This window comes from Allobranchiibius huperziae, from assembly GCF_013410455.1.
GTDB classification, from domain to species: Bacteria; Actinomycetota; Actinomycetes; order Actinomycetales; family Dermatophilaceae; genus Allobranchiibius; species Allobranchiibius huperziae.
In genome coordinates, this window is the sequence record NZ_JACCFW010000001.1 from 3,063,412 (window position 1) to 3,090,150 (window position 26,739).

The 26,739-nt window shown below is 69.9% G+C and carries 20 protein-coding genes and 1 tRNA gene; 13 read left to right on the top strand and 8 right to left on the bottom strand.

Annotation, left to right across the window (positions count from 1 at the left end; translation table 11 throughout):
* The first annotated feature begins 338 nt into the window (after window positions 1-338).
* From mshD to HNR15_RS14560, 9 genes are all read left to right on the top strand, one after another.
* Entirely contained in the window at window positions 339-1,241 is a 903-nt protein-coding gene (mshD, locus tag HNR15_RS14520; RefSeq protein WP_179482966.1) for a mycothiol synthase, read from the top strand.
* A gap of 50 nt (window positions 1,242-1,291) precedes the next feature.
* Window positions 1,292-3,601, top strand: a complete 2,310-nt coding sequence (locus HNR15_RS14525; RefSeq protein ID WP_179482968.1) for an RNA degradosome polyphosphate kinase — start codon at window positions 1,292-1,294, stop codon at window positions 3,599-3,601.
* Window positions 3,598-4,527 (top strand): NUDIX domain-containing protein, encoded by a 930-nt coding sequence (locus HNR15_RS14530; protein WP_179482971.1) that lies wholly within the window; start codon window positions 3,598-3,600, stop codon window positions 4,525-4,527. Before HNR15_RS14525 ends, HNR15_RS14530 begins: the two co-directional genes overlap by 4 nt.
* Window positions 4,528-4,749: 222 nt before the next feature.
* On the top strand, window positions 4,750-5,898 hold the full coding sequence (gene pstS, locus HNR15_RS14535) for a phosphate ABC transporter substrate-binding protein PstS (RefSeq protein ID WP_179482974.1): 1,149 nt from the start codon (window positions 4,750-4,752) through the stop codon (window positions 5,896-5,898).
* 85 nt (window positions 5,899-5,983) lie between these two features.
* Complete coding sequence (pstC, locus tag HNR15_RS14540) at window positions 5,984-6,991, top strand: phosphate ABC transporter permease subunit PstC (protein WP_179482976.1); 1,008 nt, start codon at window positions 5,984-5,986, stop codon at window positions 6,989-6,991.
* Window positions 6,992-6,996: 5 nt separating this feature from the next.
* Window positions 6,997-7,947 (top strand): phosphate ABC transporter permease PstA, encoded by a 951-nt coding sequence (gene pstA / locus HNR15_RS14545; protein WP_179483793.1) that lies wholly within the window; start codon window positions 6,997-6,999, stop codon window positions 7,945-7,947.
* Window positions 7,948-7,982: 35 nt separating this feature from the next.
* Complete coding sequence (gene pstB / locus HNR15_RS14550; protein ID WP_179482978.1) at window positions 7,983-8,759, top strand: phosphate ABC transporter ATP-binding protein PstB; 777 nt, start codon at window positions 7,983-7,985, stop codon at window positions 8,757-8,759.
* A gap of 422 nt (window positions 8,760-9,181) precedes the next feature.
* Window positions 9,182-9,448: a hypothetical protein gene (locus HNR15_RS14555; RefSeq protein ID WP_179482980.1), complete on the top strand. Its 267-nt coding sequence runs from the start codon at window positions 9,182-9,184 to the stop codon at window positions 9,446-9,448.
* A 304-nt stretch (window positions 9,449-9,752) separates the two neighbouring features.
* The gene (locus tag HNR15_RS14560) at window positions 9,753-10,361 is read left to right on the top strand and encodes a flavin reductase family protein (protein WP_179482983.1); all 609 of its coding nucleotides are present in this window, start codon (window positions 9,753-9,755) and stop codon (window positions 10,359-10,361) included.
* A gap of 121 nt (window positions 10,362-10,482) precedes the next feature.
* Here HNR15_RS14560 and HNR15_RS14565 read toward each other — a convergent pair whose 3' ends face one another.
* The 5 genes from HNR15_RS14565 to HNR15_RS14585 all read right to left on the bottom strand — a co-directional run bounded on the left by HNR15_RS14565 (window position 10,483) and on the right by HNR15_RS14585 (window position 19,204).
* Window positions 10,483-11,109, bottom strand: a complete 627-nt coding sequence (locus HNR15_RS14565; RefSeq protein WP_179482985.1) for a hypothetical protein — start codon at window positions 11,107-11,109, stop codon at window positions 10,483-10,485.
* A gap of 6 nt (window positions 11,110-11,115) precedes the next feature.
* Window positions 11,116-12,849 carry a malto-oligosyltrehalose trehalohydrolase gene (gene treZ / locus HNR15_RS14570; RefSeq protein ID WP_179482987.1) on the bottom strand — a complete coding sequence of 578 codons (1,734 nt, stop codon included), beginning with the start codon at window positions 12,847-12,849 and terminating at the stop codon, window positions 11,116-11,118.
* Window positions 12,849-15,257 (bottom strand): malto-oligosyltrehalose synthase, encoded by a 2,409-nt coding sequence (gene treY, locus HNR15_RS14575; RefSeq protein WP_179482990.1) that lies wholly within the window; start codon window positions 15,255-15,257, stop codon window positions 12,849-12,851. The genes treZ and treY overlap by 1 nt, the downstream gene beginning before the upstream one ends.
* Before the next feature lie 78 nt (window positions 15,258-15,335).
* Window positions 15,336-17,876: a DEAD/DEAH box helicase gene (locus HNR15_RS14580; RefSeq protein WP_179482992.1), complete on the bottom strand. Its 2,541-nt coding sequence runs from the start codon at window positions 17,874-17,876 to the stop codon at window positions 15,336-15,338.
* Between the two features lie 53 nt (window positions 17,877-17,929).
* On the bottom strand, window positions 17,930-19,204 hold the full coding sequence (locus tag HNR15_RS14585) for an alpha/beta hydrolase (protein WP_179482994.1): 1,275 nt from the start codon (window positions 19,202-19,204) through the stop codon (window positions 17,930-17,932).
* A 212-nt stretch (window positions 19,205-19,416) separates the two neighbouring features.
* Here HNR15_RS14585 and HNR15_RS14590 point away from each other — a divergent pair.
* Both HNR15_RS14590 and larC read left to right on the top strand, forming a co-directional pair.
* Window positions 19,417-19,489: transfer RNA gene (locus HNR15_RS14590), tRNA-Lys, on the top strand.
* Window positions 19,490-19,564: 75 nt separating this feature from the next.
* Window positions 19,565-20,794, top strand: a complete 1,230-nt coding sequence (larC, locus tag HNR15_RS14595) for a nickel pincer cofactor biosynthesis protein LarC (protein ID WP_343048549.1) — start codon at window positions 19,565-19,567, stop codon at window positions 20,792-20,794.
* Between the two features lie 19 nt (window positions 20,795-20,813).
* On the opposite strand, the gene larB is transcribed toward larC, so the two are convergent.
* Genes larB through HNR15_RS14610 form a run of 3 tightly spaced genes read right to left on the bottom strand, consistent with a single transcriptional unit; the run spans window position 20,814 to window position 23,653 of the window.
* On the bottom strand, window positions 20,814-21,512 hold the full coding sequence (larB, locus tag HNR15_RS14600) for a nickel pincer cofactor biosynthesis protein LarB (RefSeq protein WP_179482996.1): 699 nt from the start codon (window positions 21,510-21,512) through the stop codon (window positions 20,814-20,816).
* On the bottom strand, window positions 21,505-22,341 hold the full coding sequence (larE, locus tag HNR15_RS14605; RefSeq protein ID WP_179482998.1) for an ATP-dependent sacrificial sulfur transferase LarE: 837 nt from the start codon (window positions 22,339-22,341) through the stop codon (window positions 21,505-21,507). The genes larB and larE overlap by 8 nt, the downstream gene beginning before the upstream one ends.
* 4 nt (window positions 22,342-22,345) lie before the next feature.
* A complete protein-coding gene (locus HNR15_RS14610; protein WP_179483000.1) occupies window positions 22,346-23,653 on the bottom strand; it encodes a lactate racemase domain-containing protein in 1,308 nt (435 codons plus the stop codon).
* Window positions 23,654-23,752: 99 nt separating this feature from the next.
* Between HNR15_RS14610 and uxaC the strand changes: the two genes are divergently transcribed.
* Both uxaC and HNR15_RS14620 read left to right on the top strand, forming a co-directional pair.
* Entirely contained in the window at window positions 23,753-25,177 is a 1,425-nt protein-coding gene (uxaC, locus tag HNR15_RS14615) for a glucuronate isomerase (RefSeq protein WP_179483795.1), read from the top strand.
* Complete coding sequence (locus HNR15_RS14620) at window positions 25,174-26,559, top strand: mannitol dehydrogenase family protein (protein ID WP_343048550.1); 1,386 nt, start codon at window positions 25,174-25,176, stop codon at window positions 26,557-26,559. Before uxaC ends, HNR15_RS14620 begins: the two co-directional genes overlap by 4 nt.
* Window positions 26,560-26,739: the final 180 nt, after the last annotated feature.

Here is a 26,739-nt window from a genome sequence, read left to right on the forward strand (position 1 = left end):
ACGGAGCGCCGCTGCGTGCGATGGTGTGGCTGCTTCGGGACACGCAGCGCGAAGCAGCTTGAGCGGGTAACCGTGACGTGACCCTTCGAATAACTACCTCCCGTCCGTGGCCTACCGGTTGCAGCCCCCGAAGCCGATCCAGATGCTGCGGGCCAGGCGACGGCCTGTCGCTGGGACGATCGCACTCAGCAGCGCCATCCACTTCTGAGCGCACGGAGGCACCGGTCGTCGCCCGGCCCCTGCACGTCAGCGGATACGCCTTCACCGGCGACGGCACCCGGTCGCCCGGTCGCCTCCCGCGATCGACGCACCCCCAGGTCTCTGGTGGAATCGCCGGTATGACCCTCACCGCGGAGCAGGTCCGCGCCCAACTGCCCGATCTCGCGCGCGCGGCCCAGGAGGTCGACGGCGTGGCCCCGCTCTCGGAGCAGACGTTGCTGAATGCCCGGCACGGCGCACCCGACGGCGAGTCCCCTGACGGAGAGGGGCCTGCCATGGTGTGGCACGACGTGGACGGTGAGCTGATCGCGATCGCGGTCTCCGACGCGAGCCGCGCGTCGTACGAGCTGGTCGTGCGACCCGATCACCGGCGCAACGGGTACGGCGCCAGCCTGCTGGACCTCGTCGTCAACCAGGTGAGCGAGGAGGGTGCCGCGCGGGTCTGGGCACACGGCGACCTGCCGACCGCCCGGTCACTGGCCACCAGCCACGGGCTGCACGTGGTGCGCGAGCTGTGGAAGATGGCACGACCCGTGGACGGTGAGCCGGGGATCGAAGAGCCATCTCTGCCAACTGGATTCGCTTCGCGCCGCTTCGAGCCTGGTGCGGACGACGAGGCATGGCTCGGGGTCAACGCACGCGCGTTCGCCCACCACCCCGAACAGGGCCGAATGACCCTGGCGGACCTGCGGGAGCGGATGGACCAGGACTGGTTCGATCCCACCGGGCTACTGCTCATCGAGGACGTCACCGGGGAGCGGCCCGTGCTGGCCGCCTCGCACTGGACCAAGATCGAGCCGCCCGGCGCCGCGGAGGGCGAGGTCTACGTCGTCGCCGTCGACCCGGCGTACCAGGGTCGCGGGCTCGGCCGGGCCGTGACCACACTGGGCCTGGCACACCTGGCAGCGGCCGGAGTGCGCACCATCGACCTCTACGTCGAAGGCGACAACGCGCCGGCAATCGCGACCTACCGCGGGTGGGGTTTCGACAAGGCCAGCGCGGACGTGATGTACGCCCTGTAGCCCCGAATCGACCGGTGACCAGGCGTGACCGCCCGTGGGAGGATCGCGCCATGGAATCCCAGCCCGGAGCCACGTCCCACCGCGTCGACGACAGTCCGGTGCAGGACGACGACCAGAACATCGACCACTCGACATCCAGTGACGCCAACCTGGTGCGCCTCGCCCGGCGTTCGGCCGGCGCGCACGCCCGTGCCCGCGGCGCGAACGGCCGTTTCGTCCGCGTCGCGCCCGAGCTGAAGTTCGATCCCCAGGACGAGGAGCTGCCCGACGACCGGTTCCTGGACCGGGAGATCTCCTGGATGCAGTTCAACGAACGCGTCCTGCAGCTGGCGGCCGACCCGGCCGTCCCGTTGCTCGAACGGATCCGCTACCTGGCGATCTTCGCCAGCAACCTGGACGAGTTCTTCATGGTGCGGGTGGCCGGCCTCAAACGCCGAATCGCTACGGGCCTCGCCGTGCGCTCCGCCTCCGGCCTGGAGCCCCGTGAGGTGCTCGATGAGATCTCGCACGCCGCTCACAAGCTGATGCAGGTGCACGCGCAGCTCTTCCAGAAGCAGCTGCGGCCGGCCGTGCAGGACGAAGGCATCCGCATCCTGCGGCCCGCGGAGCTCACCGATTCAGACCGCGCCCACCTCGGCGACCTGTTCCAGTCCCGGATCTACCCGGTGCTGACCCCGCTGGCGGTCGACCCGGCGCACCCCTTCCCGTACATCTCCGGGCTGTCGCTCAACCTCGCGGTGATCCTGATCAACCCCAAGACCGAGCGCGAGCATTTCGCCCGCGTGAAGGTGCCGCCGCTGCTGCCGCGGTTGATCGAGCTGGAGCCGGACGAAGGGGAGGATCCCCTCTTCAACACCCGGTTCGTGGCCATCGAGGACGTCATCGCCGAGCACCTGGGCGCGCTCTTTCCAGGTATGGAGGTACGCGAGCACTTCACCTTCCGGGTGACGCGCAACGAGGACCTCGAGGTCGAGGAGGACGACGCGGAGAGCCTGCTCACCGCGCTGGAGCGGGAACTGACCCGGCGCCGGTTCGGGCCGCCCATCCGCCTCGAGGTCGCCGACGACATGGACGACCACGTGATGGACCTGCTGGTCCGGGAGCTCAACGTGCACGAGCGGGAGGTCTACCGCCTCCCCGAGCCGCTGGATCTGCGTGGCCTGAACGCGGTGGCCGACCTGGACCGGTCCGAGCTGCGCTGGCCGCCGTTCGTGGCCATGGTGCACCCGGACCTGGCGCCGATCGAGCGGTCGGCCCAGTCCGACGTCCTGGAGGCGATGCGCGGCGGCGACATCCTGCTGCACCACCCCTACGACTCGTTCTCGACCTCGGTGCAGGCGTTCATCGAGCAGGCCGCGGCCGACCCCAACGTGCTCGCGATCAAGCAGACCCTCTACCGGACGTCCGGCGACTCCCCCATCATCGACGCCCTGATCGAGGCCGCGGAGACCGGCAAGCAGGTGCTCGCGGTGGTGGAGCTGAAGGCCCGCTTCGACGAGGAGAACAACATCACCTGGGCGCGCAAGCTGGAGCGCGCGGGCGTGCACGTGGTCTACGGGATGGTGGGGCTCAAGACGCACGCCAAGCTGTGCCTCGTCGTACGCCAGGAGGGTGAGTCGATGCGGCGCTACTGCCACATCGGCACCGGCAACTACAACCCGAAGACGGCCCGGCTCTACGAGGATCTGGGCATCCTCACCTGCGACCCCGAGGTCGGCGAGGACCTGTCCCGGCTGTTCAACCAGCTGTCCGGGATGGCGCCGCGGGCCAAGTTCCGCCGGCTCCTCGTCGCGCCCCGCTCGGTGCGCACCGGCCTGGTCGAACGGATGAGCAAGGTCGCCGACGCCGCCCGTGACGGCAAGGACGCCCGCATCCAGATCAAGGTCAACTCTCTGGTCGACGAGCAGATCATCGACGCCTGTTATCGCGCGTCCCAGGCCGGAGCCAAGGTCGACGTCTGGGTCCGCGGCATCTGCTCGCTGCGCCCGGGCATCGAGGGCTTGTCGGAGAACATCAAGGTGCGCTCGGTGCTTGGCCGCTTCCTGGAGCACTCCCGCGTCTTCCGTTTCCAGATCGAGGGCGAGGACGACGTCATCTTCATCGGCAGCGCCGACATGATGCATCGCAACCTGGACCGCCGGGTCGAGGCGATGGTGCGCATCACGACGCCACGCCACGTAGCGACGCTCGGACACCTGCTCGACCTCGGCGTCGCCGACGAGACCTCGTCGTGGGCGTTGCACGGTGACGGGCGGTGGGAGCGGCACAACCTCGACGAGAACGGCGCACCGCTGCGCGACCTGCAGCAACATCTGATCGACACCTACGCGAAGCGCCGCAAGAAGGCGCGACGTCGGTGACCGCACAGGGCGGTGGGCAGCCGGCTGCCGGCGCGCTCGTCTGGCGCCGTGAGAGCGGGGTCCTGCAGGTCGCGTTGGTGCACAGGCCCCGGTACGACGACTGGTCCTGGCCCAAGGGCAAGCTCGACCCAGGCGAGTGCTGGGCCGGTGCCGCCGCGCGGGAGGTCCTGGAGGAGACGGGGCTGCGCCCGCGCCTCGGCATCCCCCTGCCGCGCGCCGTCTACGGGCTGCGCGACGGCAGCCTCAAAGAGGTGCGCTACTGGGCAGCGCAGGCCGTCGGCGGATCGGGCACCCTGGAGAACGAGATCGACCGGGTCGAGTGGCTGACCCCGCCGGCAGCGCGTGAACGGCTGACCTACGCACGGGACTCCCTGCAACTACAGGCCCTGCTCGACGCCGATCGCCGGGGCGCGCTGCGTACCTGGGTCCTCGCGGTGGTCCGGCACGGCGACGCGGTGTCCCGCTCGTCCTGGGACCGCTCCGACACGGACAGGCCGCTCACTCCGCAGGGCAAGAAACGCGCGGCCGCTCTCACGCCGGCGCTCGGCGCGTACGGCGTGCGCCGCCTGGTCTCCTCTCCGTCGACGCGGTGCACCGCAACCGTCGCCCCCTACGCGCGCGCCCACCAACTGCAGATCAGGGAGAAGCGCGGGCTGTCCGAGGAGGTCTTCGCGGACGAACCGGGGCGTGCCCTACGGCACATGGAGCGGGCCCTGGAGCGCGGCGAGTTCACTGCGTTGTGCACTCATCGCCCCGTCCTGCCCGCACTCCTGCATCGCCTCGCGGAGCAGGCTCCCGGCGCGGCCTGCACGACCCTGCTCGAACGGGCGCGCGACGGGCTGGAGAAGGGCGAGGCCCTCATCTGCCAGATGGTGGATGTGGGAGAGGCGGCGCGCGTGGTGTCGGTGGAGCGCAACCGTCCCTGACGGCGTACGACACGCACCGGACGCTTTGACTTGACCGTCTATATACCTCACTGTCCCCCGGCGTCGGTGTGAGCGCCGCCCGATCGATAGGTGTCGTTCACCGTGCGTTCACCCGGTAGGGGCCAGCGGGTCACCCAGTCTCCTTAGCGTGCGGTCTCGTCGGGCCAGTCGGGTCCGCCAGTCGTTCGTGTTTATGTCGCCTGACCCGAGAGGTCCCACGAAGTGAAGATCACGTCCATCGGCCGCGCCAGCGGTGTCGCCGTTGCCGCAGCGCTCGCCCTGTCCGCCTGCGGTAGTTCCTCCAACACCGGCTCGACCGGCTCGGGCTCGGGCTCCAGCTCCGGCTCGTCCTCCAGCTCGAGCGTCTCCGCCGGCACCGCGAGTGCGGACAGCAGCTGCTTCAGCGGCAACCTGAGCGGTCAGGGCTCCACGGCCCAGGGCAACGCGATGCAGCTCGCCACCACCGACTTCGCGAGCAAGTGCTCCGGCGCCAAGGTGAACTACGCACCGACCTCCTCCGGCCAGGGCGTCACCGCGTTCCTCGCCAAGCAGGTCGGCTGGGCCGGTTCGGACTCCGCACTGAACTCGGAGAAGGGCGAGCCCGCCAAGGCCGCCACCGCGTGCGGCGCCCCTGCCTGGGACCTCCCGATGGTCGTCGGCCCGATCGCGGTCGCCTACAACCTGAAGGGTGTCGGCAAGCTGACCCTCTCGTCGACCCTGATCGCCAAGATCTTCAGCGGCAAGATCACCAAGTGGAACGATGCAGCCATCGCAGCCGAGAACAAGGGCGTCACCCTGCCGAGCACGCCGATCTCGGTGTTCTTCCGCTCCGACTCCTCGGGCACCACGGACAACTTCACCAACTACATGAACACCACCGACCCGACCGACTGGACCGCCAAGCACGCCAAGGCGTGGGCCGGCAAGGTCGGCCAGGGCAAGCCCAAGAGCGCGGGCGTCGGCTCGGCCGTCAAGGCGACCGACGGTGGCATCACCTACGTGGAGTGGTCCTACGCGATCACCAACAACCTCGCGATGGCCCAGGTCGACAACGGTGGCGGCGCTGTCGCGCTGACCGCCGCGTCCGCCAGCAAGGCCGCCGAGGCAGCCACGATCGCCGGCACCGGCAACGACCTGAAGCTGAAGCTGGACTACGCCACCAAGGCGGCCGGGACCTACCCGATCGTCCTGGTCACCTACGAGATCGTCTGCAGCAAGTACGCGGACGCGACCACCGGCAAGGCCGTCAAGTCGTTCCTCTCGTACTTGGTCTCGCCGGAGTTCCAGGGCAAGCTTTCCACCGTCGGATCCGCTCCGCTTCCCTCGGCCATCCAGAGCAAGGTCGTCACCGCGGTCAACGCGATCGGTTGATCGGCCCCGGGCTCCGCGAGACTCTGGGGGGATCTCGCGGAGCCCGTCCTCGCTCCTTCCCCCAACCCACGCCCTCAAGGAACTCATGTCATCGATCACCGGAGTCTCTGTCGGCGACGAGCTGTCCGATCCATCGGGCGCCCCGAACTCCGGCGCCGGAGCCTCGACCGGCACCAAGGGTGACCGGGTCTTCGGCGGTCTGGCGATGGGCGCCGGCCTCCTCGTCGTGGCCATCGTCAGCCTCGTCGCGATCTTCCTACTCGTCCAGGCGATCCCGGCGATCGGCAAGGACAAGATCAACTTCCTGACGTCGCGGGAGTTCACCTCGGCCCAGCTGCGCTTCGGCATCGTCCAGCTGCTCTGGACGACCGTCACCTCCTCCCTGGTGGCGCTCGTGCTCGCCGTCCCGTTCGCGGTCGGGATCGCGCTCTTCCTCACCCACTACGCCCCTCCGTGGTTCTCCCGGATCGGCGCAGCGCTCATCGACCTGCTGGCCGCCGTGCCCTCGATCGTGTACGGGCTGTGGGGGTTCTACGTCGTCGCGCCGAAGTTCGTGCACGTGCAGGACGCCCTGAACTCCGTCCTCGGCTGGATCCCGCTCTTCGGCAAGGTGGACACGGTGACCGGCGGGGCGACGATCATGATGGTCGGTGTGGTGCTCGCGATCATGATCCTGCCGATCATCACGGCCCTCTCCCGCGAGGTCTTCGCACAGACCCCGGTGACCCACAAGGAAGGCGCCCTGGCGCTCGGGGCCACCCGCTGGGAGATGATCCGCACCGCCGTCCTGCCGTTCGGCCGGCCGGGGGTCATCAGCGCCTCGATGCTGGGCCTCGGACGTGCGCTCGGTGAGACGATCGCCGTCCTGTTCATCCTGTCCGCGCTGCCCGGCACCACGAAGTGGACGTGGTCGCTCTTCAACGGCGGCTCGACCTTCGCCTCGCAGATCGCGAACGACGCCCCCAACGACCAGAACGACGCCAACTCGATGGGTGCGTTGATCGCCGCGGGCCTGGTGCTCTTCGTCCTGACCTTCGTGGTCAACGCGATCGCCCGGGTCATCATCGAGCGCCGGAAGGAGTTCACGGAGTGAGCACCATGGATCAGGGCAGCAGCCCCGCCACGATCGGCGAGGAGGCCCTCCCGGGTCTCGACACGGGTCGCTCCGGCGGCCGAGCGTTGAAGAACAACCTGGCTACCGTGCTGATCTGGCTGGCCTTCCTGATCGCCCTGATCCCGCTCGTGTGGATCCTCTGGGAGGTCATCTCCAAGGGCGCGCACTCGGTCACTTCTGCCACCTGGTGGCAGAAGGACCAGTCCGGGGCGCTCCCTCCCGGCTTCGACCACAACATCCGGGGCGCACGGCACGCAATCGTCGGCACGCTGGAGATCGGTCTGATCACAGCCATCATCGCGATCCCCATCGCAGTACTGACCGCCATCTACCTCGTCGAATACGGGCGGGCCGGTGGCAATCTCAACCGGCGGATCGCGCGGGTCGTGAGCTTCATGGTCGACATCCTGAGCGGCATCCCCTCGATCGTCGCGGCGCTCTTCGTCTTCGCGGTCTGGGTCACCACGTTGAACCTGCACCTGGTGCCCTTCTGCGTCTCGTTGGCGCTGACGATGCTGATGATCCCCGTGGTCACGCGGTCCACCGAGGAGATGCTGAAGCTGGTCCCGACGGAGCTGCGCGAGGCGTCGTACGCGCTCGGCGTGCCCAAGTGGAAGACCGTGCTGCGGATCGTGCTCCCCACCAGCATCTCCGGGATCATCACCGGTGCGCTGCTCGGTCTGGCGCGGGTGCTCGGTGAAACAGCTCCCTGGCTGTTCCTCACGACGTACTTCGCCTACCTGACGTACAGCCCGTTCGGCGGCAACGGCATCGCGTCGCTGCCGACGCTGATCTCGGGGCAGGCCGACAACATGTCGGGCGCGCCGATATCCGCCGACCGTGTCTGGGGCGCCGCCCTCACCCTCATCATCATCGTGCTGGCCATCAACCTGCTGGGCCGCCTCCTCGGGCGACTCACCCGGGTCAAGAGCTGACCTTCCAACTGCTGAAAGCGACAGAGCGAAAACTCATGGGCAAGCGAATCGACGTTCAGGACCTGAACGTCTACTACAGCGCCTTCAAGGCCGTCGAAGACGTCACGATGACGATCGAGCCGCGCTCCGTGACGGCCTTCATCGGCCCGTCCGGCTGCGGCAAGTCGACGTTCCTGCGCACCCTCAACCGGATGCACGAGGTGACACCTGGGGGTCGGGTGGAGGGCAAGGTGCTGCTCGACGACACGGACCTCTACGCGCCCGGCGTGGATGCCGTCGGCGTACGTCGGACCGTGGGCATGGTCTTCCAGCGACCCAACCCGTTCCCCACCATGTCGATCCAGGACAACGTGACGGCGGGCCTGCGGCTGAACGGCATCAAGGGCAAGAAGGTGCTACAGGAGAAGACCGAGCAGTCACTGCGCGGGGCCAACCTGTGGAACGAGGTCAAGGACCGTCTCGGCAAGCCCGGTGCCAGCCTGTCCGGCGGTCAGCAGCAGCGGCTGTGCATCGCGCGGGCCATCGCGGTGGAGCCGCAGGTGCTGCTGATGGACGAGCCGTGCTCGGCGCTCGACCCCATCTCGACACTGGCCATCGAGGACCTGGTCACCGAGCTGAAGGACCGCTACACGATCGTCATCGTCACCCACAACATGCAGCAGGCGTCACGGGTGTCGGACAAGACGGCGTTCTTCAACCTCGCTGCGACCGGCAAGCCGGGTCGGCTGATCGAGATGAACGACACCCAGAAGATCTTCAACAACCCCGAGGTGAGCGCGACGGAGGACTACATCTCCGGTCGCTTCGGCTGACCTGAGGAGCGCGCAGCGAAGGGTGGGCCGAGCGAAGCGAGGTCCCGCCCGCAGCGGAGCGCGACGAAGGTCAGCCGAGAAGGCTCGGCTGACCTGAGGAGCGCGCAGCGTAGGTTGCGGGCGAGCGCAGCGAGCACGCGGCCGAAGCGGAGCGCGACGAAGGTCAGCCGAGAAGGCTCAGCTGACCTCGTCGGGAGACGTGTGCCGTAGAAGTCTTTCTGCAGCCACGTGGATGTTTTGCGTCGGTGGGCAGGGCGGCAGCACTGGCCGAGAACGCAAAACCCCCACGGGCCGAGCGACGTACGACGGTGTGCGCGGTTTGCGTCGGTGGCCAGTGCTGCAGCACTGGCCGAGAACGCAGAACCCACACCTCGGCCTACGGGCCGTGACGGGCAGGCCGCAGCGGCGTGCACAATTGCGGGGTGGCGAAGGACAAGTCCAAGGACAAGGACAAGGACAAGAAGAAGCGGAAGAAGTCAGCTTCTTCTGAGGATCCCGCCCCTGTTGTCGAGCCCGACAGCTCCACCAAGGACGACGGCAGCTTCGCCTACGGATTCTGCAAGAGCTGCGACTGGCGCGGCCGGGCGCGCCGCTCGCGGGACAAGGCCAGGGCCGACGTCAAGGACCACGAGCAGTCCTGCAAGGGCACTCACAAGGTCAAGCTGAGGACCACCGACCGCCGCGACTGACGGGTGCGCCGTCCGGGCGGTCCCCCACGGCCTGAGCAAGGCTGCGAACGCCCCGCACGCGGTCCAGGGAGGACGCTCCGGCGAGGAAGTGTGCACGTCGGGCCGGGAGCGCCTCACGGCGCGTGGCCGCTCGTAGCGGCTTTATTTGGGACCCGGGGCTGCCGCGGCCCGACGCACACCAGAGCCTAACGGGGTCACCGCTTCGGATGTTCCCCACCGGCCCGGTCTGTGGACGAAGCAGTCCAGGTCGCCGCATCGGGGTCCGGCCGATTCCGGCTGGAATCGGGGCGCATACGGTTACGGCATGCGAACCGTGATGCGCCCTGGTGACGATGGCGTCAAGTCCTATCCGCTGCTCAACTCGCTCGTCGTACCGCGTCCCATCGCCTGGGTGTCGACGGTGTCCGGCGAAGGTGTCGGCAACCTGGCGCCGCACTCGTTCTTCACCGTCGTGTGCGCCGACCCGCCCATGGTCGCCTTCTCCTCGGTCGGCGAGAAGGACACGGTCCGCAACGTGCGCGAGACCCGCGAGTTCGTGGTGAATGTCGCGACCGAGCGGCTCAAGCACGCCGTCAACAACAGCTCGGCGCGCTTCGACCCCGCGGACGACGAGGCCGCTGAGCTCGGCCTCACCATGGAGGACAGCGACACGGTGCGGCCGCAGCGGGTGGCCGCCTCGCCGGCGTCGATCGAGTGTGTGATGCACACCATGCTCCAGCTCGGCGATTCCACCCTGATCATCGGCCGGGTGACCGCGTTCGCGATCGATCCGGACATCCTGGACGGCGACCACCCCACCTTCGAGGGGCTGGCACCGATGTCGCGGCTGGGTATCAACGAGTGGGGTATGCCCCCGGAGGTCATCCACCTCGACCGGCCCGGACCGCCGTCGGACATCCACCAGTTCGACTGACCGGCAGGATCACGAAGCCGCACGCTGACGGCGTTGCCGACGGTTGACGGCGTTCGAACACCGTCGATGAACGCCAACGCCGTCAGCGTCGTCCGGCACCGCGCCTGCCGCCTGGCTGCCGTCAGTCGAGCTTGCCGGCCCGCCACAGCGCGGCACAGCGGGACAGGTCGGATGCCGTGGTGAGCAGCGCGGCCGCCCGAGTGGTCTGCGTGGACGCCGCGCTGTCCTGGTCGTCGACCCGGTGGGCGCGGCCGACGGAAACGACCCTGCAGAACGCCGATGCCCGCTCGAGCGCGACCGCCAGATCCCCCTCGAAGACGCCCGCGAGGATCTGATCGGTCAGCTGTTGGAGGGCCTCCGGCGTCGGTGGCTCGGCCGAACCGGCCACCGCGTGCGCGACCTCCGCACTCCCGCGGCCGGCCTCGTAGTCACGCGCCGCGCCGACCGGGTCACGACGCACCCACTCCCGCAGCGTGTAGAGGCGCCACAGAGCCCCGGGCAGACTCGTCGCTGGGCGGTCCGCCCACAGTTCGGCCAGCGTCGAGATGCCCAGCTCGTCCACCAGATTGACCAGTTTCGCGGTCACCTGCGGGTCGTGCGCCGCCCGGCCCGTGCCCACGAGGGCGGCTGCCGTCTCGTGCGCGGCCTCGGACAACTGCGCGGGATCACTCGAGCCGGCGTACGCCTCCAACTCTCCGGACGACCGCAGAGCAGGACGCCGAGGTGGGCGAGAATCATTGTCGGACAATCGATCTCACTCCTCCACAGGAGGTCCGTAGATGGCTGATCCGTCCGGCGCGATGGTCAGTACGCCGTCGCCGGGCTCGGCGTCCCATCCGGCCAGGAGGTGGCGATTCCCGTCGAGAGGATGCGCAATCTCCTGGGGAGACAGGTTGACGACGACTGTATAGCCGCCTCGCGTGTACGTGAGCACATCGCCGTCACGGCGTACGTCGGTCACGCCCAGCGCGGGGTCGGCGAGGGCGGGCACCGCTCGACGCAATCGGAGCAGCTCGCGGTACCACTCGAGCAACCGCGCATGCTCCGGCTGCGACACCTCGTCCCACCGGAGCGTCGAGCCATGAGCGGTCGAGGCCGCTTGCGGATCGGGCACCGCGTCGCCCCACCCGTGCTCGGCGAATTCCCTGCGGCGCCCCTCGGAGACGGCCTCGGCAAGCTCCGGCTCCTGGTGGTCGGTGAAGTAGGCCCACTTCGTCGAGGCGCCCCACTCCTCCCCCATGAAGAGCATCGGCGTGTACGGCAGGGTCAGCAGCAGCGTCGCCCCGGCCGCCAGCCTGCTGCGGCCGACCAGTTGCGACAGACGCTCGCCGGTGGCCCGGTTGCCGACCTGGTCGTGGGTCTGCAGGGAGGCCACGAACTTCCACCCCGGAGTGAGGGCGGGTACGACCGGCCGGCCGTGGTCACGCTGGCGGAAGCTGGACCAGGTGCCGTCGTGGAAGAACGGTGTGCGCGCGATCTTGGCGAAGGCACCTGGGTCGGTGAAGTCGGCGTAGTAGCCCTGCGACTCCCCGGTCAACAGCACGTGCAGCGTGTGGTGCACGTCGTCCGCCCACTGGCCCGCCAGACCGAAACCACCGTCTCCCCCGTCGGCGCGAGCCGTGACGGTGGCCGGGTCGTTGCGGTCCGACTCTGCGATAAGCGTTAAAGGTCGACCCGATGACGTTGCCAGACCGTCGGTTTCGGCGGCAAGCTGCTCGAGCACGTGGACAGCCCGCTCGTCCACCAGCGCGTGCACCGCGTCCAGCCGGAGGGCATCCAGGTGGTAGTCGCGGAACCACATCAGCGCGTTGTCGATGATGAAACGGCGCACCTCGTCGCTACCGGGAGCGTCCAGGTTGACCGCCGCACCCCACGGTGTGTGGTGCCGGTCGGTGAAGTAGGGCCCGAACTCCGAGAGGTAGTTGCCGCTGGGCCCCAGGTGGTTGTAGACGACGTCCAGGCACACCCCGAGACCCCGCGCGTGGCAGGCGTCGACGAACCGCGCGAGGGCCTGCGGACCGCCGTACGCCGGGTGCACCGCGTAGAGATCGACCCCGTCGTAGCCCCAGCCGCGGTCGCCCGGGAACGTCGCGACGGGCATCAGCTCGACCAGCGTCACCCCGAGCTCGACGAGGTGGTCGATCCGCTCGACCGCCGAGTCGAGCGTGCCATCCGCGGTGAAGGTGCCGATGTGCAGCTCGTAGATCACCGCGGTCTCGAGCGCGACGCCATGCCACGCGTCGTCGGTCCAGGCGAAGGTTGCCGGGTCGACGATCTGCGACGGGCCGTTCGGCCCCTCGGGCTGATACCTGGATCGGGGGTCCGGGAACGGTCCCGCGCCGTCGACCCGGTAGGAGTACCGCTGGCCGTCCGCCGCCGCACGGTCGGTCGTCCACCGGTCGCCCGCCCGCGTCATCGCGACCGTCTCCTCCGGCAGCACGAGCTCCACGCGCTCGGCGGCCGGTGCCCACACGTCGAAGCTCGGCATCAGGCGACCTTCTCCAGGAAGAGGACCGGCGTGCCAGCGAAAAGATGTGCCGCAGCGACGCGTTCGTCGACATCGAACGACCGGCCACTCAACAGATCGGTCCAGGTGCCGGACTCCAAGGTCACCGTCTCACCGGTGAAACCGCCCTCGCGCTCCCACCGCGAGGGCGCGCGCAGCACCAGCGTCGCGAACGTCGCCCGACGGCCACGGTGCAGCACGCCGGACACCAAGCCCGGTGCGTGGGCGCGTACGAACCCCACCGCGTGTTCGGAGTCGGACTGCACCGGTGTGTATGACGACTCGGCACCGAACGCGGCCGGCTCGCGGCGACGCGCGGCGAGCACGGCCGCCACCAGCTGCAGTTTCTCCACATCCAGGTCGGAACGGTCCGTAGCGGCCAGAGCCTGCGCGCGTGCTGCGTAGTCGACGGGGCGCCGGTTGTCTGGATCGACCAGGGACAGGTCCACGGACTCGCACCCCTGGTAGGTGTCGGGCATCCCCGGCATCGTCAGCTGGATCAGCTTCGCGCCGAGGGTGACGGCCCGGATCGCGCCGGCGTTGGCGGCGACGGCACGATCCAGCGCATCGTGCAGGGGCCCCTCGCGCATCGCGGTCGTCGCGAAGTCGATGACGCGCTGCTCGTACTTCTCGTCGCCGTCGACCCAGGCCGTGTGCTCCTTGGCCTCACGCAGCGCCTTCTGCAGGTAACCGCCCAGCCGCTCGTCACCGATGTCACCGACCCCGAGGAGGGTCTGCCACACCAGGTGCGCCGTCGGCAGATCGACATCCGCCGTAACGGCGAGTTCCCTTGCGATCCCCGATAGTTCGGACCACGCCGCGGGGTCGCCGGCGACGGCGAGGATGCGTGCGCGGGTGTCTTCGCTGCGCTTGGTGTCGTGGGTCGACAGGGTGGTCATCGTGTGCGGCCAGTGCTCCTGCTGCCACGCCGCCCAGTCGTGCAGTGCCGTCGGCGAGGCATCGCCGAGCACGGTCGGGTCGCTACCGACCTCGTTGAGCGCGACGAGGCGATGCCACCGGTAGAACGTCGTGTCCTCGATGCCCTTGGCCATCACCGGACCCCAGGTCTGCTGCAGGCGCACCGCGAAATCCGTTGCCGCGTCGTCGTCCTCAGCCATCACGGTGAGGGGCACGAGGGCCTCGAGCGTGGCCGCGAGATCGGGCCGGGCCTCCATGGCGCGCCCGAAGGCCTCCGCCAACCGTTCGCGCGCGACCCTGCTCATCCGGTGTTCCGGCCGCACGTACGCGCGGTAGACCTCGCCGGCGACGAGCAATTCCACGATCGCCTCGCGCAGCGGCTCCGTCTCCAGGTCGGGCAGCGCCTCGCGTGCCCGACGGATGAGGCGCTCGACCTCGGGAGCCAGCGACTGCGCCACGACCTGACGCTTCGCGGCGAGCACCTCCTCCTCGAAGTCGGCGTCGCCGCCGGTGGCGGCCCACTCCTGCGCGATCACGGGCGCGGCCACGGGATCGGTCAGGGCCGCCTGCAGCACGCGCAGGCCGTCGTACCCGGTGGTGCCGGTGCACGCCCAGTTGCTCGGCAGGCGTTCGTCGCCCTCGAGGATCTTCTCCACCCAGATCGGCGTGCCACTTCGGCAGGCGCGGGTGAGTCGCTCGAGGTACTCGACCGGGTCGGCGAGGCCGTCCGGGTGGTCGATGCGGAAGCCGTCGATGAGACCGCGGTGGTGCAGCTGCAGCAGCAGCGCGTGGGTCGCGTCGAAGACCTCCTGGAGCTCCACGCGTACCGCGATCAGTCCGTCGACCTCGAAGAACCGGCGGTAGTTGAGCACCTCGTCCTTCTCGCGCCAGCTCGCGAGCCGGTAGTGCTGCCGGTCCAGCAGGGCGGCGCAGTCCTCGATGTGCTCCGAGCCGAGTGCCAACGGGAAGACGTGGTCGAAGTAGCGCAGCACCGGTTCGCCGTCGAGCTCGTCTCGGGTGATCTCCCCCGCGTCGATCACCTCCTGGAGCGACGACCCGAGGATCGGCAGGCCGAGACGACCGCCGCCGGCCTTCCAGTCCACGTCGAACCACTCCGCGGTGGGGGCGTCGCGTCCGTCGCGCAGCAGCTCCCAGACCGGGTGATTGACGTTCTCGGGCGCCACGAACGACATGTGGTTGGGCACCACGTCGACCACGATGCCGAGGTCGTCCGCGTGCGCCGCAGCAACCAGGGCCTCGAAACCCTCGAGCCCGCCGAGGTCCGCGCTGATGCGCGAGTGGTCCACGACGTCGTAGCCGTGCATCGAGCCCGCAGCCGCCTGCAGGATCGGCGACAGGTAGAGGTGGGAGACGCCGAGGGAGCGCAGGTAGCCCGTCTGCTTCGCTGCGTCCGCGAAGGTGAAACCGGCGTGCAGCTGCAGGCGATAGGTGGCGGTGGGTGTCGGGCTCACATGTCCTCCGGTTCGATGCTGCGCGGATCGCTCGATGCTGCCCGCACCTGCCACGCCGCGCTCGTCGCCTCCACCACGTCAGTGGTCGAGCCGGTTGAGGCCGAGGACCACGACGACCGCGGTGCCCGCATCGTCGCACGCGGCAATGGGCAGCTGAGCGTCGATGCCCCAGTCGTGGTCACCCGCGGGATCGTCGATGACCTGGCGCACCTCCCAGGTGTCCTTACCCTCGCGGATCTGCAGGTATGCCGGCCCGCGTGCTGCCGGCCCCGCTCCCATCTCGTCGTGATCGGCGAAGTACGCCGCGAGATCCTCGACCCACGCCTGCTCGTCCATCACGATCTCGGTGGGCGGCTCGGTGGCCGCAGCCGCGTCCCGGTCCAGGGCGGCGAGCGCGACGATGTCCCGACGCGCGGCGAGCTGCACCCTGCGGAACATCGCGTTGCGGATCTGGACTCGGAACGCCCTGGGATTGCTGGTGATCGACCGCTTCTGCGGGGGCGCGGGGGTCGCGTCGAGGAGCTGAGCGGCGGGATCGTTGAGGCGGTCCCACTCGTCGATGAGGCTGGAGTCGGTCTGCCGGATCACCTCGCCGAGCCATTCGATGAGGTCGGCCAGCTCCGGGGTCTTGCGGGAGTCCGGCACCGTCTGGCGCAGCGTGCGGTAGGCGTCGGTGAGGTAGCGCAGCACGATCCCCTCGGATCTGCTGAGTTCGTACTGCTTGACCAGGTCGGCGAACGACCACGCGTACGAATACATCTCGCGTACGACGGCCTTGGGTGAGAGCGCGTTGTCGCCCACCCACGGCTGGTTGCTCCGGTAGGTCTCGAACGCTGCGTCGAGCAGCTCCGCCAGCGGCCGGGGCCAGGTGACCTCCTCCAGCAGCTCCATCCGCTCGTCGTACTCGATCCCCTCGGCCTTCATCCGGGCCACCGCCTCGCCCCGGGCGCGGAAACGCTGCCCCATCAGGATGGGTCGGGGATCCTCCAGCACGGCCTCGATCACCGAGACCGCGTCGAGCGCGTACTCGTCGGACTCGGGGTCGAGCAGCTCCAGCGCGGCGAGCGCGAACGGCGCCATCGGCTGGTTGAGCGCGAAGTTGTCCTGCAGGTCGATCGTGAGCCGCACCCCACGTCCGTCGACCTCGGGGGTGTCCAGCCGCTCGACGACACCCGCTGCCAGGAGCTCGCGGTAGAGGTCGATCGCCTTGCGGGACAGACGTGCCCGCCGTCGCGGGTCCTCGTGGTTCTCCCGCATCAGCCGGCGGACACCGGCGAACGGGTCGCCGTCACGTGCGATGACGTTGAGCAGCATGGAGTGCGTGACACGCATCCGGGACTGCAGCGCCTCCGGCTCGGCGCCGACGAGACGCTCGAACGTCTCCTCGGTCCAGTTGACGAAGCCCTCCGGCGGCTTCTTGCGTTGCACCTTGCGCAGCTTCTTGGGGTCGTCGCCGGCTTTGGCGACCGCCCGCGCGTTCTCCACGGTGTGCTCCGGGGCCTGGACGACGACCGACCCGCTGGTGTCGAAGCCGGCGCGCCCCGCGCGGCCCGCGATCTGGTGGAACTCCCGCGCCTTGAGCACCCGCTGGCGCGACCCGTCGTACTTGGTGAGGCCGGTGAAGAGCACGGTGCGGATCGGCACGTTGATGCCGACACCGAGGGTGTCGGTGCCGCAGATGACCTGCAGCAGTCCCGCCTGCGCCAGGGTCTCGACGAGGCGGCGGTACTTCGGGAGCATCCCCGCGTGATGTACGCCGATCCCGTTGCGCACCAGCTTGTTAAGCGTCTTGCCGAAACCGGCCGAGAAGGGGAAGTTGACGATCGCCTCGGCGATGCGCTCCTTGTCGGCCTTGCTGGTGATGGTGATGCTCAGCAGCGCCTGCGCCCGCTCCAGCGCCGAGGCCTGGGTGAAGTGCACGACGTAGACCGGTGCCTGGTGGGTGCTGAGCAGCTCCTCGATCGTCTCGTGGATCGGGGTCATCGCCCAGGAGAACGACAGCGGCACCGGGCGGTCGACGCCGGTGACGACGGCGGTCGACCTGCCGGTGCGGGCGGTCAGCTCGCGCTCGAAGAGCCCGACGTCGCCGAGCGTCGCCGACATCAGGACGAACTGCGCCTGCGGCAGCTCCAGCAGCGGCACCTGCCAGGCCCAGCCGCGCTCGGGCTCGGAGTAGAAGTGGAACTCGTCCATCACGACCATGCCGACGTCCGCCTTCGCGCCCTCGCGCAGGGCGATGTTGGCGAGGATCTCCGCGGTGCAGCAGATGATCGGGGCATCGGCGTTGACCGACGCGTCACCGGTGAGCATCCCGACCTGGTCGGAGCCGAAGACCTCACAGAGCGCGAAGAACTTCTCCGACACCAGCGCCTTGATGGGCGCGGTGTAGAAGGACACTCGGTCGTCGGCGAGCGCCGCGAGCAGCGCGCCCGTGGCGACGAGGGACTTCCCGGAGCCGGTGGGGGTCGACAGGATGAGATTGGCACCGGCCAGGATCTCGACGACGGACTCGTCCTGATGCGGGTAGAGCGTCAGCCCCTGCTGGGTGGCCCAGGTGGTGAACGTCGCATAGACCTCGTCGGGCCCGGCGTCGGGCGGAAGGGCGTCGAGGAGGTTCATCACCCCCAGTTTCCCCTACCTGCAGCGCCCCGCGGACCACTCAGGCAGCCGGATCAGGCGGGTCGCGCGTCTTCCTTCCGTCCGCGCAGCACCACACGGTCGTCGCTGCGCGCACGCGGCGTGCCGTGTGTCACCCCGTCCCCGATGACCCCGTGGAAGCCGGGCTCGGCGTGGCCGAGCCACTCCAGTGCGACCGGCATCACCGCCTGCCACACGTCGAACCGGTGACCGGCCCCGGGCAGATACACCGACGTCACCGACATCCGCCCGTGCGCAGCGTTGATCAGACTCCTGCTCGGGGGCCCCGCGAAGCGATCACCCTCGGACACCTCGATCCACACGTCGACGGGGGGCGGGGTCTGTCGCACGACGTTGAGCATGGAGTAGCGCGCCGGCCAGATGCTCCGACGACCGTAGGGCGTCCAGTTGCCCCAGCTGGGGTTGTTGTAGGTACCGAAGAGCATCACCGACCCGTACTGCTGGGGGTGCAGGAAGGCGCTCACCTCGGCGCAGAAGCCTCCCGCGCTGAAGCCCATCACGGCCCACGACTCCTTGTCGGGACGCACCCGCAGGTGTCGCACGGTCCACGCGGGGACCGTCTTGGTGAGCCAGGTCTCCATGTCGATGCCGCCGCTGTTGGTGCACTCGGTGTCGATGCCGGACGGCGTGTAGTCCGGCACCACGACCACCGGCTCGATCAGGCCGGACTTCTGGTGGGCTCGCACGATGATGTTCTGCAGGCCCATCCGCTTCTGATAGTCCGCCGGACTGCCGGGAATGCCGGCGTACGCCTCGATGACGGGATAGGTCGCCTGGGAGGGCCCGTCGACGTACGCGGGCGGCAGCCAGATCATCGCCTTCCCGGCGCCACGCCCTGCCGCCTTGCCGAGCCCGGGGATGACGACGTGCAGCCACTGGCCGTGCGGACCGGGCGCGACATGCAGTTTCGCGTCGCGCGCGAACACCGCGCGCTCCGGACCGAACAACCGCTGCGCGCGCAGGTCGGCCTCGGCGGCGGCACTCGCGCTGTACTGCCCGGCCGTCTGCAGGTCACCCTTCACCGCCACCCGCTGCACCGAGGGCGGCGTACCCATCAGGTCGCGACCCAGATCGGACCAGGTGCCGTACCAGCCGTTCTGCTGATTGAGGGTCGCCGCGGCCGCGAGCACGACCAGGGCCGAGGCGCCCACCTGCGTACCGAGCCTGCCGAGCAGCGCCAGCGGACGACGCCGCGCCAGCCTCGGCCACAGCACGACGACAGCGACCACCGCGGCCGCGAACGACACCCACAGCAGCACCACGAGTGCCACGCTGTTCGGCTCCAACATCTCAGGGGACCCCGCCTCGATCTGCGCGCCTCGTCGCGCACGACGACATGCTCACTCGGATGCCTGAGAGCAAGATGGGTGCGCGCTGCATGCAAGGCGACCTCGTCGGGACGTGCGCGGCGTCCTCCGGTGAGCCCGGCGATGTTCCCGGCCACGGGGTTTCGCGGCGGCGAACGGGTGCAACTACGCTGTCGGGGCGCTACACGCGTCACGGGCCTTTAGCTCAATTGGTAGAGCTGCGGACTTTTAATCCGTAGGTTCCGGGTTCGAGCCCCGGAGGGCCCACTTCAACCGGTCCAGAGAGGCCGGTGCGCCGTCTACTTCGACCCGGGGGCGGGGCGTCGACGGTAGTTTGGCGGCGTGGCTGAGCCCGGACGGCACGCGTGGATCGACGCCGGAGCCGGCATCGCCGGCGACATGCTGCTCGGCGCCCTGGTGGACGCCGGGGCACCCGTCTATGTGATCCAGGATGCCGTGGACGCCGTCGTGCCAGACGCCGTGCGGATGACCGCGCGCGAGGTCACCCGTGCCGGCCAGCGTGCCACGAAGGTGGACGTCGCACCGGTCGCCGCCGACCAGCCGCACCGCCGGTGGAGCGACATCCGGGACCTCATCGATCGGGCTCCCCTCGAACCGGCCGTCGCGGCATCGGCGCAGCGGGTCTTCGAGACGCTGGCAGCCGCCGAGGGCCGCGTCCACGGGGTGGAGGCCACGCAGGTGCACTTCCACGAGGTGGGCGCCTGGGACTCCATCGCCGACGTGGTCGGGGTCTGCGCGGCCCTGCATTGGCACGCCGTGCGGTCCGTCAGCGCCGGACCGATCGCGGTCGGATCGGGCCGAGTGACCGGCGCGCACGGCGACCTGCCCGTGCCGGTGCCCGCGGTGCTCGAGCTCGGCACCGGTTGGGAGTTGCGGGCGGGCGGCACCGGCGAACTGGCCACTCCCACCGGCGTCGCCCTCGTACGCGCCCTCGCGGCGACCTGCGAACCCCTACCGCCGATGCGGGTGCGGGCGACCGGCGTCGGCGCGGGCTCACGGGACACTCCCGGGCGCGCGAACGTCGTACGAGTCTGCATCGGCGAGCGCACCGAGACAGCCGGACAGCCGGCCACCGAACAGCTGTGGGTGCTCGAGGCGAATGTCGACGACCTCGACCCCAGGGTGTGGCCCACGGTCCTGACGGCGCTGCTCGAGGCCGGCGCCGCGGACGCCTGGCTGACCCCGATCCTGATGAAGAAGGGGCGACCCGCGCACACGTTGTCCGTCCTGTGCGCCGGCGGTGACCGATCGCGGATGGGCGACCTCGTCCACTCGCTCACCAGCACCTTCGGCAGCAGGTCATACGCGGTCGATCGTGTTGCACTGCAACGTGACTGGCGCATCATCCAGGTCCACGGCCACTCGGTGCGGATCAAGGTGTCGCTCGACGGCTCCGGGCAGATCGTGCATGCGACGCCGGAGTTCGAGGACGCCGCGACGGCCGCCCGGGCCGTCGGGCTGCCCGTCCGGAGACTGCTCGACGACGCCGCGGCGACTGCGACAGCACAGGGCCTGCGGGCCGGCTCGCTCCTTCCGCCGATCGACTCCTAGCGGGCGATCGGCCTGGTGGTCAGTCGGAGGATGCAGCGGGCGCGGCGATCTGCGCGGCCAGGTGGCCCGCGCCGTACCCGTTGTCGATGTTGACGACGGCGACTCCCGGGGCGCAGGCGTTGAGCATGGCCAGCAGCGGTGCGATGCCGCCGAACGCCGCGCCGTACCCGACCGAGGTCGGCACGGCCACGACCGGCGCCGACACCAGGCCCGCGACCACGCTCGGCAGTGCACCGTCCATGCCCGCGACGACCACGATGACCCGCGCGGCCCGAAGCACCGGCAGCCGGGCGAGGATTCGGTGCAGCCCGGCGACTCCGACGTCGACGACGAGTTCGCAGTGCCGTCCGAGGTAGGCGGCGGTCAGCAGCGCTTCGCGCGCCACCGGTAGGTCCGAGGTGCCGGCGCACACCACGACGACAGGGCCACCGACCGGCGCGGGCGGCGCCGGCGGCCAGGCGACGAGACGCGCGGTCTCGTCGATGGCCGCGTCCGAGAAGACGTGCGAGAGCACGTCCAGATGGTCGTCCGAGCACCGGGTGAACAGCGTTGCTCCACCTGGCTTCTCGCCCTGATCGGCATCTCGCACCGCCTCGGCGATCGCGCGTACCTGGTCCGGCGTCTTGCCCTCGCAGTAGACCGCCTCGGGGTATCCCCTTCGTGCCGCCCTCTGCAGGTCGAGCTCGGCCACTCCCTCCAGGGGATCGGGCTCAGCCACCGGTCACCGCCACGAGCGGCAGGCTGAACGCGCCGGACTGGATCCCTCCGAGGTCGAGCGCCACGAAGTCGAACCCGGCCGCCCGCCCGGCGGCCACCACCTGCTCGCGCAGCGGCGAGGCGGCCGCTCGGATCAGGTCGTCGGCGGTCACCTCGATGCGGGCGACCTCCCCGTGATGACGCACCCGGCAGTCGGCGAATCCGAGCTCCCTCAGCGCGTGCTCGACCGCCTCGACCTGGGCGAGCCTTGCCGGGTCGACGGGAGTGAAGTGCGGGATGCGCGACGCCAGGCAGGGCGCGGCGGGTTTGTCGGCGTTGGGAAGTCCCAGCTCGTGCGCCAGCGAGCGTACGTCGGCCTTGGTGAGTCCGAGGTCGGCGAGCGGCCGCAGCACGCCGTGCTCGGTCGCTGCGCGCGAGCCCGGCCGGTCCGGGCGACGGGTGTCGTCGGCGTTCTCGCCGTACGCGACGGCTGTCAGGCGGTGAGCGGCGATGACATCGCTCCCGATCCGGGTGAACAGCTCGTCCTTGCAGTGGTAGCAGCGGTCGGGACCGTTGGCCCGGTACGCCGGGTTGTCGCCCTCGTGCGTCGCGATCTCGACGACGGGTACGCCGATCGCGGCAGCGACGTCGTGCGCACCGGCGCGTTCGTCCGCGGCCAGCGACGGGGAGACACCGAGGACCGCGACCACCCGGTCCGGGCCGAGCGCGCGCACGGCCAGCGCGAGCAGTAGGGAGGAGTCGACGCCGCCGGAGTAGGCGACCCCGAGGCGTTGCACACCGTCGAGCGCGCGCTCGACCTGCGGGGTGACCGACGCCAGATCTCGATTCATGACCTCAGCCTCCCTGATGCCCTGGGGTGAGTCGGAAGAGCACCTCCCCGGCGTCGGGCACGACGAAGCTGCCGGCGGCGATCTCCGCGTCCAGGTCGATCGAGTCCGGGTCCAGATAGCCGAGGTTCGCGGCGCGACACACCTCCTCCGGGATCCGGGTCGCGAGGGTGACGTTGACGCGGAATCGCTCCGTACCGGTCTCGGGGTCGTAGCTGCCCGCGCCTCTCAGGTGGGTGGAGTGGGCCAGGGTGCTCCAGTGCACGTCCTTGAAGCGGTCCCACTGCTTCACGAAGTAGTCGCGGCAGTGGTAGCCGATGGTGTCGATCTCCGGGTGGCTGGCCGAGATCTGCGTGATGTGAGGGGCGTAGAGGATCACCTCGCCGCCGTCGGCGACCGCGGGCTCGAGCTTGTAGAAGCCCTTCGCGCCGGTCCAGATGTCGTCGTACATGGTCGGCACCAGCGAGATGACGCGCCGTACCGGCTCGTCGAGGTAGGTCACGTGGGTGGCGGCGCAGACCTCCGCGGAGTCGGCCCACGCCGAGATGGTGTCGCCGAAGGAGATGGAGTGCAGGTCGTGGGTGCCGGCGGCTCCGACGAAGCAGAACGCGAGCTTCTCGGCTGGCACCATCGCTGCGCCCTCGTTGATGAGGGCCCGGACCGGGGTGACGTCCGTCGTGCCGATGATCTCGGCCGAGGTGATGAGTGCGCCGATCCAGTGGGACACGTCGATGATCTGCTGACCGGTGACACCCGGGAAGAAGTACTTGTTGCCGCCGGAGATGCCCACGACCTCGTGGGGCAGCACCGGGCCCACGACCAGCGCGACGTCGTGCTCGACCACCGCTTTGTTCAGCAGCACCGGCACATCGAGGCTGAGCCGGCCCTCGGACAGTTCCTCGAGGCGCGCGGCCGGGATCATCCCGAGATCGGCGAAGGTCTCCGGTCGCCACCACTCGTGGTTGAGCACGGTCATCCCCGGATAGGTGTCCTGCAGGGCACCCGGTGCGTATCCCAGGTGCCGGGCGATCGCCTCCTCGCTCATCGCCTGGTGGGTGCCGAGGGCTATCAGCACCGTCATCCTCTCCACCCGACCGGCGAGCGCGCCGTGGACGGCGCCGAGCAGCAGGGGCAGTGGGCAGGTGCGGGTCGCGTCCGGCACCAGGATGCAGACGCTGCGCCCGTCGAGATCCACCGAGTCGAGCCGTTCCCGGACGAACCGGCGCACCTCGTCCTCGCCCAGCACACCGTCGACGCCCCCGACCCGCGTGGCGGGCAGGTGGGTCTGTGCGGGTCCGTCGGCGAGGCTCGTCATGCGACCACCTTCACCCGCCACCCCGTCGGCGGCAAGCGCGACCGGCGACCCGTCGCCCTCGAGCAGGGTGGGAGGGCGACGATGGGCGTCATGACGTCCATGCCCGCGCCCGCGGATCGACTCACGCTCTCACCCGACCGGCTCCTCCCCGCCGACCCCGGCACCCGGGCGATCGCGCGGCGGCTGTACGCCGCGGTGCGCGACCAACCGATCATCTCCCCGCACGGTCACGTGCCAGCGCAGTGGCTGGCCGACGACGCACCGTTCGAGGATCCGGCCTCGCTGCTGCTCTCGCCGGATCACTACGTCTTCCGGCTCCTGCACGCACAGGGCATCCCCCTGGAGCAGCTCGGGGTCGGCCCGGGCAGCACCCCGGACACGGACGGCGCACGTCATGCCTGGCGGTTGTTCTGCGGCCGGTGGGGCGCCTTCCGCGGCACGCCGAGCCGGTTCTGGATGGAAACGGTCCTCGCCGACGTCTTCGGGGTGGCGGACCGCCCGTCGGCGGAGTCCGCCGACGCGATCTACGACCGGATCGCCGACGCCCTGGGGCGCCCGGACTTCCGCCCGCGGGCGTTGATGAACCGATTCGCCATCGACGTCCTCGCCACGACGGACGACCCCGTCGACGACCTGAGCTACCACGCCGCGCTGCAGCAGGACAGCGGGTTCTCCCACCGGGTGGTGCCGACGTTCCGCCCGGACAAATACCTGGAGCCCGCCCGGCCGGACTTCCCCGCGCTGATGGCCGCGCTGGCGCAGGCGTCGGCGATCGACACCGGCTCGTACGCCGGATACGTCGCGGCGCTGGCGGACCGGCGCCGCTATTTCAAGGATCACGGCGCCGTCTCCTCCGACCACAGCCACCTCGACGTGGTCACGCTGACCCTGGACGACGCCGAGGCGACCCGGATCTACAGCGACGCGATCGCCGGGCGCGTGAGTCCGCAGGACGCCACGGCCCTGCGCCGGCACATGCTCGTGGAGATGGCCCGGATGGCCACCGAGGACGGCCTGGTGATGACGCTGCACCCCGGCGTCCACCGCGGCCACCACACCGAGACGACGCGGCGCTTCGGCCCGGACACCGGCAGCGACATCCCGGTGGGCGTGGAGTTCACCCGCGGGCTGCAGCCGCTGCTGGACGAGTTCGGGACGGCGCAGGGCTTCCACCTGATCCTCTTCACCCTCGACGAGACGGTGTTCTCCCGCGAGATCGCACCGCTGGCCGGCTTCTACCCGAGCGTCTACGCCGGGGCTCCGTGGTGGTTCCTCGACGCGCCGGACGCCGTACGCCGCTTCCGTGCCGCCACGACGGAGACCGCCGGTTTCTACCGCACCTCCGGGTTCGTGGACGACACCCGGGCGTTCCTGTCCATCCCGGCCCGACACGATATGTCGCGCCGCCTGGACGCGGGCTATCTCGCCCGGCTGGTCGCCGAGCATCAGCTCGAGGAGGACGAGGCGCTGGAGACCGCCCTCGACCTCGTCACCACCGTGCCGACCACGGCCTTCAAGCTGTGAGCGCGCCGCTGCGCGCGCTCGACCGGCGCAAGGACGGTCGCCCTGCCGCGCCCGTGCGGCTGCTGCACCTCGGGCTCGGCAACTTCTTCCGTGCGCACGCCGCCTGGTACACCGAGCACGCCCCCGACGCCGCCGCATGGGGCATCGCCGCCTTCACGGGCCGGTCGCCGGCGGCCGCGGTCGCCCTCCGGGCACAGGACGCGCTCTACACGCTGCTCGTCCGCGGCCCGGACGGCGCTCGGCCCGAGGTCGTCTCGAGCGTGAGCGCGGTACACACGGCCGACGACCTGGTGGCGCTGCGGGCGTACTTCGCGAGCACCGATCTGGCGGTCGTCACGGCGACCGTGACGGAGGCGGGCTACTGCCGGTCGTCATCCGGAGACCTCGATACGGCGTCGCCGGCCGTCCGACGCGACATCGAGGCGCTGGCCGCCGACCCGGTCGCCGGGCCGGTCGACACCGTTCCGGGACGCGTGGTGGCCGGACTGCTCGCCCGACGGGCTGCGGGCGCCGGCGCGCTCGCCATCGTCTCCAACGACAACCTCCCCGACAACGGTCAGGTCATGGCCCGTGTCGTGAGCGGACTCGCCGCCGCGGTCGATCCCACCCTTCTCCCCTGGATCGAGGACAGCGTCTCGTTCGTCACCACCGTGGTCGACCGCATCACCCCCCGCACCACGGACGAGGACCGCGCCGAGGTGTCCCGGCAACTCGACGTCGACGATCCCGAGGTCGTGCCGACCGAACAGTTCACCGAGTGGATCCTCGCCGGGGACTTCCCGAACGGCCGGCCCGCCTGGGAGGGCGCCGGCGCGCGATTCGTCCGCGATGTGCGCCCCTTCGAGCAGCGCAAGCTGTGGCTGCTCAACGGAGCGCACTCGCTGATGGCGTACGCCGGGTCGATCCGCGGCCACGAGACCGTCGCCCAGGCGATCGGCGACCCCGTGGTGCGCGGGTGGGTCGAGGAGTGGTGGAGCTGCGCCTGCGCCCACCTCGAACTGCCCGCCGCCGAACTCGACGACTACTGCACGAGCCTGCGGACCCGTTTCGGCAACGCCGCCATCCGACACTTGCTCGCGCAGATCGCCGCCGACGGCTCGCAGAAGGTGCCGGTCCGCGTGGTGCCGGTGGTCCGCGCCGGACTGGAGGACGGCCGGGTCGACCCCGGCGCGACCCGTCCGGTCGCCGGCTGGATCGCGCACCTGCGCGGCCACGGCGCCCCGGTCACCGACGTACGCGCCGACGAGGTCACCGACCTGTCGAGGGGCACCACGCAGGAGGCGGTCGCCCGGGTGCTGACGTGGCTCGGTGTCGCGGACGAACGCGTGGCGCGGGTGGTCGCCCTGCAGGTCGCCGACCTGGAGGAGTTCCCGTCGACGTGACGGAGAAGTGCGCTGCACATTCTGCGTCGGGGGTCCGCTCGACCCGTCCGATTTGACAGCGGATCATCTACGCTGTACCGCAACAAAAAATCAGCCAGCGGTCAACTGCGAGTAAAAAAGGCATACAACCAGTCCGAATTCCACTCGACACGCCGATAATTGCCGAATTCACCAGGATTA